Below are 14,699 nucleotides of genomic sequence, written 5' to 3'. Positions count from 1 at the left end.
GGTCACGGTCTTCACGCCTCTGGTGTTTGGAGCTGTGGTGGCCCCGATCTACAGGAGGTTGCAATGCCCAGGACCCCTCTCCTGACAGCTTGATCCAATGAGGACGGGCGGCTCTAGCACTTGGGGGAGCCGTTGCCCCAGTTCAGTACCCCAGCTCAGTATTAGCCCGATTCAGCATGGGCCGGAGGTCCAGATGAAAAAAAGCATTCTCTATTCCAGCCTGCTCGCCCTCATCACGCTCGCCGCCGCGCAAAACGCCGGGAATGACAGCACGATGGGTGGGACGGGTCTGAGCAACGCGCACGCCGGAACGGGCGGCCTGAACGCGCAGAACGTGGGCAAGCTGAAACTGGCCTGGAAGTTCCAGGCTCCCGGTTATGTCTCGCACAGCCCGCTGGTTGAAGGCGGCCAGGTCTATTTCGCCGACTGGAGCGGCAACGCTTACGCGGTCAACGCCACGAGTGGTCAGCTCACCTGGAAAAAGTCGCTGGAGCAGCCGGTCAAGGCTTTTCCGTGGCACGGCTTCGCCGGAACCGGCGCGCTGGGTCAGGGCATGTTGTTTGAGGCCAGCGTGGAGGGCTACGCTTTTGGCCTCGACCAGACCACCGGCGAGGTGAAGTGGAAGACCGATTTCGTGCCGGAAAGTCAGTACGGCGGCAGCATCAGCACGCTGCTGTACCACGGCGGCCTGGTGTACATTGGGGTGTCCTCGGTCGAGGAAGCCGTTGCCGGGGCCATGAAACGGGCGGGCAAGCCCTTTGCCCCCAGTTTCCGGGGCAAGGTGGTGGCGCTCGACGCCGCGAGCGGCAAAATCGTCTGGGAAAAGTCACTGGTGCCTGCGCCCGGCAACGGGGTTGCCATGTGGGGATCGTTCGCACTGGACCCCGCCAGCAACACTCTGTTTTTTGCAACGGGCAACAACTACAGCGGCAAGGCCACCGATCTGTCCGACAGCATTGTGGCAGTGAATGCCAAGACCGGCGAGACGGTCTGGGCCACCCAGGCCACCGCCTTTGACGTGTGGACGCCCGCCACACCGACGGGGCCGGATGTGGATTTTGCCGCTGGGCCGAACTTGTTCAGCGCACAGGTGGGGGGGCAACCCCGCGACTTCGTGGGCATTGGGCAGAAAAACGGCATTTACTGGGCGCTGGACCGCAGCAGCGGCGAGGTCATCTGGAAGCATACCGTCGGCTACAGCGGCGTGGGCGGCGGCGTGCGGGCCGAAGCGTCGGTCGCGGGCAGCAAGGTGTATGTCTGGAGCAACAACAGCTTTGACGACACCACCCAGCTCAATCCGGCGGAATTTCCCATCAATGTCAAGGCCATTGACGCGGGCAGCGGCAGGCTGATCTGGGCCAAGCCCAAGGTCATGGCGGCGGGGGCCACCGGGGCGGGTTACCTGTCCAATGACATTTACCTGGTCGGCACCCTGAGCGGCTTTATCAAGGCGTTCCGCGCCTCGGACGGACAGGTCGTGTGGACCAGCGGCGGTCATCCCTCAATCGCGTCTTCGCTGGTGGTGTCGGGCGATCAATTGTTCTTCGGCACCGGCGTTCCCAAACGCTTCAGCGGCCAGGGCGAGGGCATGGTCTACGCCTATACCACCCGCTAGGCCCTAGCCCGTTGCCTGATGGGCAGCGCAAGCCGCCAAATATTCCCGTCCCGAGAGTGGTCTTGGGGCGGGAGGCTTCGTGCTGGCTCCAAGCGGCGCTTTACAATGCCCGGATGCTCACCCGGCTGTTTTCGCTTTCTTGCCGTCGCCGGAGTCTCCTGCTCTCCTTCTCCCTTCCCAAAACCTCCGCTTGACCACTCCGCAACTCCTCGTCTTCGCCACCCTGTTCGGCGCGCTGGTGCTGTTCGTGTGGGGCAAGTGGCGCTACGACGTGGTGGGCATGCTGGCGCTGCTGACTCTCACATTGACCGGCGTGATCAAGGGCAACGAGGCGTTCCGGGGCTTTTCGGAACCCGCCGTGATTACGGTGGCCGCCGTGCTGGTGATCAGCCAAGCGCTGCAAAAGACCGGGCTGGTCAATGTGCTGGTGCGCGGGCTGGGACGGGTCGGCACCAACATGACCGTGCAGGTGCTGGCGATGTCGGGCGTGGTGGCCTTTCTCAGCTCGATCATGAACAACGTGGGCGCGCTGGCGATCATGCTACCGGTGGCGATCACGCTGGCCAATCGCGCGGGCCGTTCGGCCAGCACGCTGCTGATGCCGCTGGCCTTCGCCTCGTTGCTGGGCGGCATGACCACCCTGATCGGCACGCCGCCCAACCTGATCATCTCCAACCTGCGCCGCGAGCTGCTGGGCGAGTCCTACAACATGTTCAGCTTCACGCCGGTGGGCCTGGCGGTGGCGGCGGCGGGCATCCTGTACCTGGCCGTTCTGGGCTGGCGGCTGCTGCCCCAGCGGGTCTCCGGCGAGAACCGCGCGGACCTGTACCGCATGGCCGACTACATGACAGAAGTCCGGCTGCCAGCGGGCAGCGCCCTGGCCGGGCAACGCGTGCTGGACCTGGGCAAGGTAGAGGGCGTGCAGGTGGTGTCGCTGGTGCGCGGCGAATCGCAACGCCCCTTTCCCACGCCGTTCACGGTGCTTCAGGCCGATGACGTGCTGATCGTGGAGGCCACCGCCGCCAAGCTGACCGAACTGGTGGAAGACGGCCAACTGACCCTAGTGGGCAACGAGACGATCACCCCCGAGCAACTGGCCTCCGACGACGTGACCCTGGCAGAAGTGGTGGTCACGGCGCTGTCGCCCATCGTGGGCCAGAGCGCCGTGAGCCTGCGGCTGCGCCAGCGCTTCAACATCAACCTGATCGCGGTGTCGCGCCAGGGCCAGCGCCTGCGCGAGCGGCTGGTCAACGCCCGGTTCAGCGCCGGGGACGTGCTGCTGATGCACGGGCCGCGCAACAGTATCGAGGAGGCCCTGCACACCCTGGGCTGCCTGCTGCTGCGCGAGCGTGCGCTGGACATGGTGCCCGCCGGGCAGACCCGCAAGATGCTGCTGACCGGCGGTATTTTTCTGGCCGCCATCCTGGCCGCCACGTTAAATCTGCTGCCCGTCGCGGTGTCCTTTACCGCCGCCGCCACCGTCATGCTGCTGCTGCGCCTGATCAACCTGCGCGACGTGTACGAGAGCATCGAGTGGCCGATTCTGGTGCTGCTGGCCACGTTGATCCCGGTGGGCGCGGCGCTGTCCAGCACCGGCGGCGCGAACCTGATCGCCGAGACCATCCTGGGCCTGACAAACGGCTGGCCCATTATGGCCGTGCTTGTGGTGGTCATGATCCTAACCATGAACCTGTCGGACATCATCAACAACGCCGCCGCCGCGCTGATCACCGCACCGATTGCCATCAAGATCGCGCAGGGGCTGGGGGCCAACCCCGACGCCTTTCTCATTGCCGTGGCGGTGGCGGCCAGCAGCGCCTTTTTAACTCCCATCGGCCACCAGAGCAACACGCTGGTGATGGGGCCGGGGGGCTACAAGTTCAGCGACTACTGGAAGGTGGGGCTGCCGATGGAAATCATCGTGGTGGCGGTGGGCGCGCCGATGATCGCGCTGGTGTGGGGGCTATAGGGAAGAGGATTGGGTGAGAAATCCCTACCCGCCGCGCCCCGCTTCCGCCAGATCGCCCAGCGCGTGAACGGTGGGACGGGTCTGGGTGTAGAGGTCATGGTACAGCTCATATAGGCGGTCATACCCGGCCCGCATTTCCGTGTTGGGCTGCACGGTGTCTGAAATCTTGACCCAGCTTTGCAGGTCTCCGCGCTTCAGTAGTCCCGCCGCCAGTCCGGCCAGGAAGGCGTCGCCGTAGCTGGCCCCCACGGTCACGGCGGGCAGTTCCTGCGCCTCGCCGGAAATATCGCTAACGATTTGCAGCCAGGTGCGGGTCTTCGCGCCGCCACCCACCGCCACGATGCGCCGCACGTCCGCGCCCAGGTCACGGAACGCCTCGATGTTCTGGCGAATGCCGAAGCCCACGCCTTCCAGCGCCGCCCGGAACAGGTGCGCGCGGGTGTGCGAGAGGGTCAGGCCCGCGATCACGCCCTTAGCCCTGGTGTCGTTGATCGGGGTGCGCTCGCCGCTGAAGTACGGCAACAGGAGCAGGCCGTCCGCGCCGGGAGCCACCGCTGCCGCCTCGCGGAACAGCGCGTCATACGCCTGATCGGTGGGCAGTTCGCGGGCCAGTTCGTCGGCAATCCAGCGCGTCAGACTTCCAGTGGTACTCATGCCCGCCGCCAGATTATGCTGAGGCGCGAAAGCTCCGCCCACACTCCAGACCCGTGAATCGGGCGTCGGCGTGTCCTGCACCAGCACAAAAAAGGTAGTAGAGCCGTACATCACCATTAAATCGCCCGGCTGGCTCACACCCACGCTGATGGCCTCGCTCAGCGCGTCCACTGTTCCCACGGCCACCGGGGTTCCAGCACGCAAGCCGGTCAGGGCGGCAGCTTCTGGCGTAACCTCTCCGGCTTTCTCGTCGCCCCAGGCCAGGCGGGGCAGAGCCTCCAAGTCCTTGTCGCCCAGCACGGGGAGAGCAAACTGATACGTCCAGGTGCGCGCCTTAGGGTCATACAGCGGCATGGTGTGGGCCGCCGTGTGGTGGTCCATGACGTGCTGTCCGGTCAGTCGGTAAGTGAGGTAGCTGCTGGCCGTGGTCAGGGTCCGTGTCCGCGCCCAAATCTCCGGCTCGTGTTCGCGCAGCCAGCGAATCTTGGGGCCAATCGCCTGGCTGGTCAGGGCCATGCCGCTGTGGGCCAGGATGGTGGCCTCGCCAATCTCGCGGTTCAGCGCCTCTATCTGGTCCTGCGCGCGGATATCCACGCCGTACAGGATGCCGGGCCGCAGCGGCCTGCCCGCCTCGTCCAGCGGCAACAGCGTCGGCCCAATCGCGCTGCACGCCACACCTGCCACGTCCGCGCCTGAGTACGGCCCGGAGAGCAGCTCTTTCAGGATGCTCAGCGTATCGGCCCACCACACCGCGTCGGCGTCCTGCTCGACGTGGCCAGGTGCTGGCATAGAAATGCCGTGCGGAATGACGTGCTGGCGCAGCACCTCGCCCTGCAAGTTGACCAGCACGCCTTTAGAACTGTAGGTGCCGACATCGATGCCGATGAGTAGCTCAGCGGGCATGGGCAGGCTCCACGGGGATAAACGGGTTCAGAACGCCGATGCAGGGCGCTCCCGTGAGATTCAGAGGCATGGGGCAGCATAGCAACTGGGGCCGCCGCCCTGAATCGTAATCGGCGGGAAAGTAGACAGGCTGCTCCCTCCTTTTTGACCAGCACAAAAGCTGAGCGCGAGCCTCCATCCGCCCGCACCCAGCTTCCAGAACTCCGCCCATCTTCAATCGGGAATCAGCAGAATCTTCATGGATTTGTCGCCCTGCTGCATCAGGTCAAAGCCGGTCTTGAATTCGCTCAGTTTCAGACGGTGCGTCACCATGCCCTCGCTGGGCAGGCGGCCATCGGCCAGGGCGGCAATCGTGAAGGGATAGCAGTACGGCCCCAGGTGAGCGCCGTAGATGTCCAGCTCCTTGCGGTCCCCGATGATGCTCCAGTCCACGGTCACGTCCTGCCCGAACACGCTGAACTCCACGAAGCGGCCCAGCTTGCGGATCATGTCCAGCCCCTGCACCACGCTGGCGGGGTGGCCGGTGGCCTCGATGTACACATCACAGCCGTAGCCGCCCGTCATGTCCTTGATCATCTGCACGGCGTCCGCTTCGGACGGATTGATCACCACGTCGGCCCCGAACTTCTTCGCCATTTCCAGACGGTCATTTTTGAAGTCCAGCACCACCAGGGTCTTGGGACTCTTCATCTTGGCCGCGCCGATCATGCCCATGCCCAGCGGCCCCGCCCCGGCCAGCACCACCACATCATCGAACTCGATCTTCGCGCGGTTGACGGCATGCACCGAGCAGGCGAACGGCTCCACCAGAATGACCCGCTCCAGCGGCGCGTCCTGGGGAACCTTATGGGTCCGCGAGTTGGCGGGGAAGCGCATGTACTTTGCCATTGCGCCGTTCACGTTGAACTGGAAGCCGTAGATGTCATGTTTCTGGCACATCCAGTACTCGCCGCGCTTGCAGTAGCGGCATTCCTCACACGGCACGATCTGCTCAGAAATCAGGCGGTCCCCCACCCTGAATTCGCCCTTCCTGGTGACATTCTCGCCCACTTCCACGGCGCGGCCCACGAACTCGTGACCAGGGATCATGGGAGCCTTGACCCAGGCGGGTTGCCCGGCCCCGCCCCACAGGCTCTGCGCCCCGTGGAAGGTCTTGATGTCGCTGGCGCAGATACCGCAGGCCTCCACCTCGATGATGATGTCGTCCGGCCCGGCGCGCGGCACCTCCACCTCTTCCAGACGGTAATCGTCGGGGCCATAGGCGACGATGGCCTTCATCGTCTTGGGCAGCTTCACGTCCGGGTTGACGGTGTCGGGCTGGAGCATGATCAGTTTGTCAGGAGTGGTTTCGGGGGTTGAGGGCGGCTGGATGGTGTTGGTCATGGCTGGACTCCTGTGGAGAGGCGAGGGGCAGATGGACGGCGCGTGAGAGGGCAATTCTTATTTGATGGCTCCCATCGTCAGCCCCTGAACCAGATGGCGCGATACCAGCAGCGAGAAGACAATCACGGGCAGCACGATCAGCGTGCCCGTCGCCATGATCTCGCCCCACGGCACGTCGTAGCCGCTCAGGAAGCCGGTGGCGCGCACCGGGGCCGTCACGCCGTCGCCGCGTGTCAGGAACAGCGCGAACAGCAACTCATTCCAGCTAAAGATGAAGCTGAGGATGCTGGACACCACCACGCCGGGCAGCGCCAGCGGCAGCGCAACTTTGAAAAAGATGTAGCTGGGCGTGGCCCCGTCCACCATCGCCGCCTCGTCCAGTTCGCGCGGGATGCTGCGGAATTGATCGGTGCAGATCCAGATCACGATGGGAACGCTGAAGGTCAGGTACATGGCGATCAACAGGACCGGGTTGCCGATCAGCCGGAGCTGCGAGGCCACCAGATAGATCGGCAGCACCAGCACAACCGGAGACAGGAAACGGTTGGAGATGAACCAGAACCACAGGTCATCCTTGCCCTTGAAGCTGAAGCGGGCCAGCGCGTAGGCGGCGGGCGTTCCCAACAGCACGGCCAGAGCGGTGGCGCTCGTGGCAACGATCAGCGACACCACCAGACTGCCGCCGACGTTGTACTGATCGCCCAGAATGGAGCGGTAGTGGTCCAGTGTGCCGCTAAAAAACAGCAGCGGCGGGTTTGAAGTGATCTGAGAAGTGGTCTTGAACGAGGTCAGCACCATCCACAGGAATGGAAATAGGGTGCCGAACACCACCACGAGGAGGCCCAGGCCGTGCAGCGCCGTGGTCAGAGTGTTGTTCTTACGGGGCCGCGCCTTGGAAATGACGGCGGGGCGCGGCAGGGTGGAGGTGGACTGGGTGGTCATGCGTCATCTCCCTTGTAGAGGTATTTGATGTATAGGCGCGAGAGCATGATGGTCAGCACCAGCATCAGAATGGCCTGCGCTGACGCCACGCCCTGATCAAAAGCTCCGCGCAGTCCGATGCGGGTGATGTACAGGTTGATCAACTCGGTAGAGCTGCCTGGGCCGCCGCCGGTCAGGGTGTACACCATGTCAAATTGCTTGAGAATGTCCGCTGTCCGCAGAATCAGAATGGCGGTCAGCGCGGGCATTAAAAAGGGCATCTGAATCTGGCGCAGCATCACCCAGAAGCTGCGGGTTTCCAGTGTGGCGGCTTCCTCTACTTCTACTGGCACGGCGGTCAGGCCCGACAGAAAGATCAGCGCGGCAAACGGCGTCCACTGCCAGATTTCCAGCAGCAAAATGGCGGCGAAGGCCATCGTGGGGTTGCCCAGCCATTCAATGCCCACCTTGTTGCCCGTGATGGTGGTCTGGATGTAATTGGCAATCCCGAACTCCTGGTTGAACATCAGGCGTCCGATAAGTCCTGTCACCACCGGGGTCATGGCAAGCGGAATCACCAGCGCCACGCGGGCAAAGCCGCGCAGGGCGGCCCAGCGCCCACGCCTCAGCATGAGGGCGATGCCCAGCCCCAGCACGATCTGTACGGGCAGCGCCACCGCCAGATAAAACAGCGTGCGGCCAATGGAACCCCAGAACGCGCCGTCCTGGATCACGGTCAGGTAATTGCTGAACCAGATGAAATCATGCGGAATATTGGGCTGCGCCAGCAGGTAGGTGTGCAGCGACACCCAGGCGGCAAACAGCAGCGGGTAGATGCCCACCACGGCCAGCACGATCACCGCTGGGGCCAGGAACAGGAACGGGGTGATGCGTTTTTGGGTATGCATGAACGGCATCCTCCGGAGAAGTGTGGGACAGAGCTTGGGCCGGTAAATAGGCCGCTTGACTCGGATGGCGGGAACGAGCAAGGGGGGCCACCACGAAACAAAGCAGCATGACCGACACCGTTCGCGGCCATGCTGGAATACGGGAACTTGCCCCCGGTCAGGCCGTGCTTACTGGAGCTTGGCCTTCTTGCCGCTGTAGTACCCGGCGCGGGTCAGGATTTCTTTTACGCGCCCGTCGATGACCTTGGCCCCAGCCTGCGGAGTGAGCTGGCCGAGCATGATCTTGGTGCCGTTCTCGGCCACGATCTGCGAGATCTGGGGCCACTCGGCGAAGCGCGGGCGGAAGTTGGGGACGGCGGTACCGGCACTCCAGGACTTGACCATCGGCTCAACAAAGATGTACTTGGCACGGATGGCCGGGTCTTTGTAAACCGCTTGCCGTCCGCTGACGCCGCCCGCCTGCACATAGGGTTTCGCCATCTTTTCAGAGGTGATCCACTGCGCGAACAGGTACGCTGCTGCCTGGTGCTTGGCGTCGGAGTTGCTGTTGACGCCCAGGCCGAAGCCGCCCAGGGCAGGTTTGAGTCCATCCGCGCCCAGCGGTTCGGTGGTCACGCCCAGGCAGTTGGCCGGAACCTTGGATTGCTTGGGATCGGCGATGGTGGTGTAGAACGACGACCACTCGGTCAGCAGCGGCACGGTGCCGTTGTTGAAGGCAGCCACGGCTTCTGCATGGTCCATGTCGACCACGCCGGGCGGCATGAACTTCATCAGGTCCTGGCGAAACTTCAGACCTTTTTGGGACGCGGCGCTGGTCAGCGTCGGCTCGAAGGTCTTGGGATCAATCAGCCCGCCGCCGCTGAGCCACAGCGTCCGCATAAAGCTGTCGGCGCTCTGGGTCTCGCCCCGGCGCGATTGCAGCGCGAAAGCGTACTTGCCGTTGCCGGTCAGCTTGGGGCCGTACTTGGTGAGCAGCTCGGTCCATGTTTTGGGCGGACCAGCAAAGCCCGCCGCCTTCAACGTGCATTTGTTGTAGTACATCAGCCCCGAGTAGTTGTCGAAAGGGTAGCTGTATATCTTCTTGTTCCAGGTGCCAAAGCTATCGAGCAGCACGGGAAAAAAGCCCTTGACGTTCAGCGCCGGGTCCGCCAGCTTGGGATCGTTGTAGAACTTCTCCAGCGGCACCATCCAGCCCGCGTCCACGAATTGTCCGATCCACACCACGTCGTTGAGCACCAGGTCCGCACCGCCACCCGAGGTAAAATCCAGGACGTAGCGCTGGTTTGTACTCTCGTAGGGGACCGTTTCGTAGCTGACCTTAATGCCGGTTTCCTTCTCGAACTGCGGGATGAGTTGTGCGGCGGCCTTGTAACCAGGGCGATCCAGAAAGATGGCTTTGATGGTCGTCCCTTTGTAGGGCGCGGCGGCGGTTGCCAGGCTCCAGCTCTGGGCGTGGGCCTGCGCGCCCAGCGTGACGGCGAGTAGTGCGGCGGACAGTGCGGTGATTCTTTTCATGTCTTCCTCCTGAATCTGAGAACAGCCTGAATCTGAGAACAGCGTGTGCGAATGCGGTGGAGCAACGGGCCAACGAAAAGGTGGCGAACGGACGCCGGAACAACAGGTCTGCACTCCTCGCTGTTGAGGAACGGCCTTGATCATTTGCACTTTGCTTGAGCAATAGTTAAGCACTTTGCTGGCGGCGTGTCAACGGCTCTGCCACAGGTCATCCGATGGACTTAGGATCGAGAAAGCCCATATCAAAGGTATTTTTTTGGCTCTATGAAGCGGTACGGGTATAGGCTGAGTGCAGAGATTTTGGTTAGACCTCTTGACTTCCACAGACAATTGCCCCCCTAATAAGAGCCTTACCGTGGACATTTGATCATCAGATAAGAATATATTCAGATCGGGCGCTCAGCCAGCCTGCTCATTTGCCCGGAGGTTCATGCTGTATGACCGTGACCCGAACTTCGCCCCCGGCGCTGGACCACAGCGCGACGCAGACCCTGACCGAACTTGCCACCCTGTACTACGTGGACGGCCACACCCAGGAGGAACTGTCCAAACGCTTTGGCGTGTCGCGGGCCACCATCGGGCGGATGCTCAAACGCGCCCAGGACGAGGGCATCGTGGAAATCCGGGTGCGCCAGAGCCTCAAGCACAGCGACGAGTTGCAAGACGCCCTGGTGCGGCGTTTTGGCATCATGCGGGCCATCCTGACCCCGGACCACGCCGACGCCGACAAGCAGCGCGGCATGCTGGCAAGCTTGGTGGCGGGCTATCTGGACAAGCATTTGCAGGACGGCGTGATTGTGGCCGTAGGCATGGGCCGTAACATCAACGCGGTGTCAGATCACGCAATTTCCACCGCGCCGCGCGCCTGCACCTTCGTGTGTGCCATCGGCGGCACGTACCTGGGGGGCGAGGCCATGAACCCGGACCATATCGCCCGCCGTCTGGCCGCGCAATTTGGCGGCCAGAGCGAAACACTGTATGCGCCCGCGCTAATGGATAGCCCCGAGGTGGCGCGGCAGCTCAGCGCCAACTCCACGGTGCGCCAGACGCTGGACAAGGCCCGCCGCGCCGATCTGGCCCTGGTGGGCGTGGGCGACATGTCCGAGGACAACAATCTGGTCCGCATGGGCTGGTTCTCGCCCCGCGATCTGGCGGCGGCCAAGAGTGTGGGAACGGTGGGTGACCTGATGGGCTACGACTTTCTGGACATCCATGGGCGCAGCGCCCGGACCATCCTCCAGGGCAGGGTGGTGGGCCTGAGCGTGGAAGATCTGCGGCGCATCCCCAACGTGATCGCCATGGCCAGCGAACCGGCCAAAGTCACGGCCATCCTGGGCGCACTTCGCACCGGCTCGATCAATACCCTCGCCACCAGTGTCTCGAACGCCAATACCCTGCTCCAGATGGACGACGCCATCACGGCGGGGCGTCCGGCGTAGCCTTGAGGCGGCACCCGCCTACAGGCGTCAGGACCAAGGACATCAATAAAGGCGCGGCCCCTTCCACCTTCATCCTGATGGGTAAGAGCAGTTCCATAGTGGAGGGTGTTGCTCTAAGCGTCCCGGTTTCAAAGAATGACGGTCAAGAGCGCCCACCCAGAGCGCCCAGCCAGAGCGCCCAGCCAGAGCCTGTAGTCGCACGAATCCTCACGGAGGTCTGTTATGAACCCCACGCAAACTGCACCTGAACCCCAGCTCGCCGTCGATACCAGCAAACTTGAACAGCTCAAGGCCGTAACCGTCGTCGTCGCAGATACCGGAGACATCGAGGCCATCAAGAAGTACCAGCCGCAGGACTGCACCACCAACCCGTCCCTGATCCTCAAGGCCGCGCAGCTTGAGGGCTACAGCGGCCTGATGGGCGAGGCGCGCGGCTGGCTCAAGTCCGGCGAGAGCGTGGACGACGTGATCGACAAACTAACCGTCCGCGTCGGCACCGAGCTGACCAAGATCGTGCCCGGCAACGTCTCGACGGAGGTGGACGCCCGGCTGTCCTTTGACAAGGACGCCGCGCTGGCCCGCGCCCGGCACCTGATCGCGCTGTACGAGGAGGGCGGCGTCGGCAAGGACCGCATCCTGATCAAGCTGGCCGCCACCTGGGAAGGCATTCAGGCCGCGCAGATTCTGGAGAAGGAGGGCATCCGCTGCAACATCACCTTGCTGTTCAACATGGAGCAGGCGATTGCCGCTGCCCAGGCCGGGGCGTACCTGATCTCGCCCTTCGTGGGCCGGATCACCGACTGGTACAAGAAGTCCACCGGCACCCAGGATTACCCAGTCGATGAGGACCCCGGCGTGCAGTCGGTGCGCGAGATCTACCACCACTTCAAGTCGCACGGCTACCCCACCATCATCATGGGTGCGTCGTTCCGCAGCGCCGCGCAGGTCGAGGCGCTGGCCGGGTGTGACCGCCTGACCATCAGCCCACAGCTTCTGGGCGAACTGGCCGCCGATAGCGGCAAGCTGGAGGTCAGACTCAGCGAGGAGATGGGCCACGAGACCGAAGCGCCGATCACCGAAGCCCAGTTCCGCTACAGCTTGGCCGACAACGCGATGGCGGGCGATAAGCTGTACGAGGGCATCCGGGGCTTTGCCGCCGACACCGAGAAGCTGGGGAAAGTGCTGGCCGAGGTCAAGCAGAGCTGAACATCGCCTGAACGTCTGGAAGTCAAACCCTTTAGTCGCCCCCAATCTCTGAGCGGTTAAACTTTTTTACGCCACTGATTCGCCCGTTCGCCCCTGGCCGCCCCCTCTGCCGTCGCCCGCACACACCGCTTGCGGGTGGAATCGGTTTTGGCATTTGAGATCCATTCCAGCAGGGCGCGCTGGGCGCTGGCGGGAAAGGCGTTCCAATATGTGGCCGCCTCGCCCGCATGCTCCAGAGCGGCACGCAAATCGGGCGGCACTTCTAGGGCGTGTGCGGCGTCGAGCCTGAGCCACGAGCCGTCGTGGATGGCCGCCTCGATGCAGGCCAGGCCAGGGGCCGCCAGCAGGCCCGCCGCTTGCAAGCCCTCCAGGCGGCGCTTGTTCACGGCACTCCAGCCGCTGCCCGCTTTGCGCGGCGCGATGTACAGCAGCGAGCGATGTTCGTCCAGCCTGCGCCCGGTGCTGTCGATCCAACCGAAGCACAGCGCCTCCTCTACCGCGTCACCAACAGTCAGGTTGGGCGTGGTCAAGGCCTTCTTGTGGATGACCAACCATACCCCCTTTTTCTATTGGCGGTGGGCGGTCATACGGAATGCGAAAAATCTGCCAACATCGATGAATCAAACAGCCACTGATTCTGACCCCCCATCACACCACGGCTGAGCTGTGGGATCACTACCGGCATTGCCGTTGCGCCGTGGAGCAACGCCGCACTCAAGCTGTCGCCCTTCTTTCAGAAGGCCGCTCACCCGGCGAGATTCGGAGCCTGACCCAATTGAGCCGTCCCACCTATGCCAAAACGGTCCACAACTACAACAAAGACGGTCTGGCTGGGTTGCGGGATCGACGCCACGAGAATCCTGGCGCACCACCACTCCTGACTGACGCACAACTCCTGCTGCTCGTTCAGACGGTCCGCGCCGATTATGAGGACGGCATCCTGTGGGATGCCGTCAAGCTCCAGGCATGCGTCGAAGACCTGCTGGGCGAGAAGATCCATGCGCGGCGCAGTTATGAACTTCTCGAACTGGCCGGATTGAGTTGGCAGGTCCCCCGGCCCGCTCATGAGCGGGCCAATCCAAAGGCGCAGGCCGACTTTAAAAAAAAAGCCTCCCTGAAGCGGTTGAAACGGCTGGGCATCTCGTCCCCAACGTAGAGGTGTGGGCGTTTGACGAACACCGGGTGGGATTGAGACCGATCATCAAGCGGGTGTGGTCTCCACGCGGCAAACGCTGGGTGGCGCGAGTCAACCATCGTTTCGACTGGCTGTACGTATACGGCTTTGTTCATCCTCACAGTGGCAAGACCGTGTGGTATTTGCTTCCCGTGGTGAACACGCCAGCGATGCAGGCGGTGCTGGACAGCTTCGCAGTGGCGAGTGGGGCGGGACAGGACAAGCACGTGGTGCTTGTCTTGGACAATGCGGGCTGGCATACCAGCCATGAACTGGTGGTGCCGGAGGGCATCACCCTGCTGTTTTTGCCGCCCTATGCTCCAGAATTGCAACCTGCGGAGCGGTTGTGGGATGGGGTGGATGCCGCGTTGTACAACCGGACCTTTGAAGACCTGGATGAGCTTCAGCGCGTTGTGAATGCGCAATGCGTTCGACTGATGGCTCAGCAAGCTCAGATGTGTGGTCTGACCAACTTCCATTGGTGGCCCGATTGTTAGTTATTTTTTCGCAATCTGTATCAGCTACTCCCGCCACTCAGCGCGCGCGGCTGGCTCGAACTGCTGAATACCGGAGATGGTCATAGGATTCAGAATGGCATAAACGCTCAGAATCTCAACTGTGAACAACTCTATTCTGGTGTCTTTATCTCCCAGCCGTTCACGATGTCCCAGCGGCCCCAATGTGGCTTGTTGCCATCTACATCTGTGAAGCCGTACCTGGCGGCCTGACAAATTTTATGAGAGCGGACGAAAAACGAGTTGCCAGCCGACTTCAAGGGTGGTTTAAGGAGGGGCATGAAGGCGTTTCCGCTGACTTGGTGGCTCAGGGTCAGGCCCGCCCTGGAGCGTCAGGTGAGAGAAGATTGCCTGACCACGGCTCAGCGCGTAATGAACCGCCCGGAGACCGATCTTGAGGTAGCTCAGCGCCCGCCGCCAGTGGGGATCGACGTGTCGTCGATCCCCACGCTGCACCACCTCGATACCTTCGGAGACGAGCAGCAAGGTCGCCACCG

Annotated in this window: 13 protein-coding genes; 7 read left to right on the top strand and 6 right to left on the bottom strand. The window is 62.9% G+C overall.

Annotated elements, in window-relative coordinates:
• Positions 1-193: 193 nt before the first annotated feature.
• Entirely contained in the window at positions 194-1,615 is a 1,422-nt protein-coding gene (locus tag Q322_RS0100065) for an outer membrane protein assembly factor BamB family protein (protein WP_029474710.1), read from the top strand.
• Between the two features lie 190 nt (positions 1,616-1,805).
• Complete coding sequence (locus Q322_RS0100060; protein ID WP_029474709.1) at positions 1,806-3,584, top strand: SLC13 family permease; 1,779 nt, start codon at positions 1,806-1,808, stop codon at positions 3,582-3,584.
• A gap of 24 nt (positions 3,585-3,608) precedes the next feature.
• Here the strand turns inward: Q322_RS0100060 and Q322_RS0100055 are convergent, their stop codons facing one another.
• From Q322_RS0100055 to Q322_RS0100035, 5 genes are all read right to left on the bottom strand, one after another.
• Complete coding sequence (locus Q322_RS0100055; RefSeq protein WP_029474707.1) at positions 3,609-5,141, bottom strand: FGGY-family carbohydrate kinase; 1,533 nt, start codon at positions 5,139-5,141, stop codon at positions 3,609-3,611.
• 213 nt (positions 5,142-5,354) lie between these two features.
• Positions 5,355-6,524 (bottom strand): alcohol dehydrogenase catalytic domain-containing protein, encoded by a 1,170-nt coding sequence (locus Q322_RS0100050; protein ID WP_245593086.1) that lies wholly within the window; start codon positions 6,522-6,524, stop codon positions 5,355-5,357.
• Between the two features lie 57 nt (positions 6,525-6,581).
• Positions 6,582-7,466, bottom strand: coding sequence for a carbohydrate ABC transporter permease (locus Q322_RS0100045; protein WP_084147661.1), 885 nt, complete (start codon positions 7,464-7,466; stop codon positions 6,582-6,584).
• Entirely contained in the window at positions 7,463-8,353 is an 891-nt protein-coding gene (locus Q322_RS0100040; protein WP_051667946.1) for a carbohydrate ABC transporter permease, read from the bottom strand. Before Q322_RS0100040 ends, Q322_RS0100045 begins: the two co-directional genes overlap by 4 nt.
• 168 nt (positions 8,354-8,521) lie before the next feature.
• On the bottom strand, positions 8,522-9,868 hold the full coding sequence (locus tag Q322_RS0100035) for an ABC transporter substrate-binding protein (protein ID WP_029474699.1): 1,347 nt from the start codon (positions 9,866-9,868) through the stop codon (positions 8,522-8,524).
• A 437-nt stretch (positions 9,869-10,305) separates the two neighbouring features.
• Here Q322_RS0100035 and Q322_RS0100030 point away from each other — a divergent pair, with 437 nt between their 5' ends.
• Entirely contained in the window at positions 10,306-11,307 is a 1,002-nt protein-coding gene (locus Q322_RS0100030) for a sugar-binding transcriptional regulator (protein WP_029474697.1), read from the top strand.
• Positions 11,308-11,529: 222 nt separating this feature from the next.
• A complete protein-coding gene (gene tal / locus Q322_RS0100025) occupies positions 11,530-12,513 on the top strand; it encodes a transaldolase (RefSeq protein WP_051667924.1) in 984 nt (327 codons plus the stop codon).
• A 56-nt stretch (positions 12,514-12,569) separates the two neighbouring features.
• Here tal and Q322_RS0100020 read toward each other — a convergent pair whose 3' ends face one another.
• On the bottom strand, positions 12,570-13,043 hold the full coding sequence (locus Q322_RS0100020; protein ID WP_245593085.1) for a YdeI/OmpD-associated family protein: 474 nt from the start codon (positions 13,041-13,043) through the stop codon (positions 12,570-12,572).
• A 167-nt stretch (positions 13,044-13,210) separates the two neighbouring features.
• On the opposite strand from Q322_RS0100020, the gene Q322_RS22070 reads away from it, so the two are divergent.
• The 3 genes from Q322_RS22070 to Q322_RS22925 all read left to right on the top strand — a co-directional run.
• Positions 13,211-13,669: a winged helix-turn-helix domain-containing protein gene (locus tag Q322_RS22070; RefSeq protein WP_084147652.1), complete on the top strand. Its 459-nt coding sequence runs from the start codon at positions 13,211-13,213 to the stop codon at positions 13,667-13,669.
• A 2-nt stretch (positions 13,670-13,671) separates the two neighbouring features.
• A complete protein-coding gene (locus tag Q322_RS0100010) occupies positions 13,672-14,184 on the top strand; it encodes an IS630 family transposase (protein WP_029474689.1) in 513 nt (170 codons plus the stop codon).
• Between the two features lie 297 nt (positions 14,185-14,481).
• On the top strand, positions 14,482-14,699 hold a 218-nt coding region (locus Q322_RS22925; protein WP_034417110.1), incomplete at its 3' end, for a hypothetical protein.

The sequence above is a fragment of the Deinococcus frigens DSM 12807 genome (genome assembly GCF_000701425.1).
Taxonomy (GTDB): domain Bacteria; phylum Deinococcota; class Deinococci; order Deinococcales; family Deinococcaceae; genus Deinococcus; species Deinococcus frigens.
This window is presented reverse-complemented; position numbering and strand designations above follow the sequence as displayed.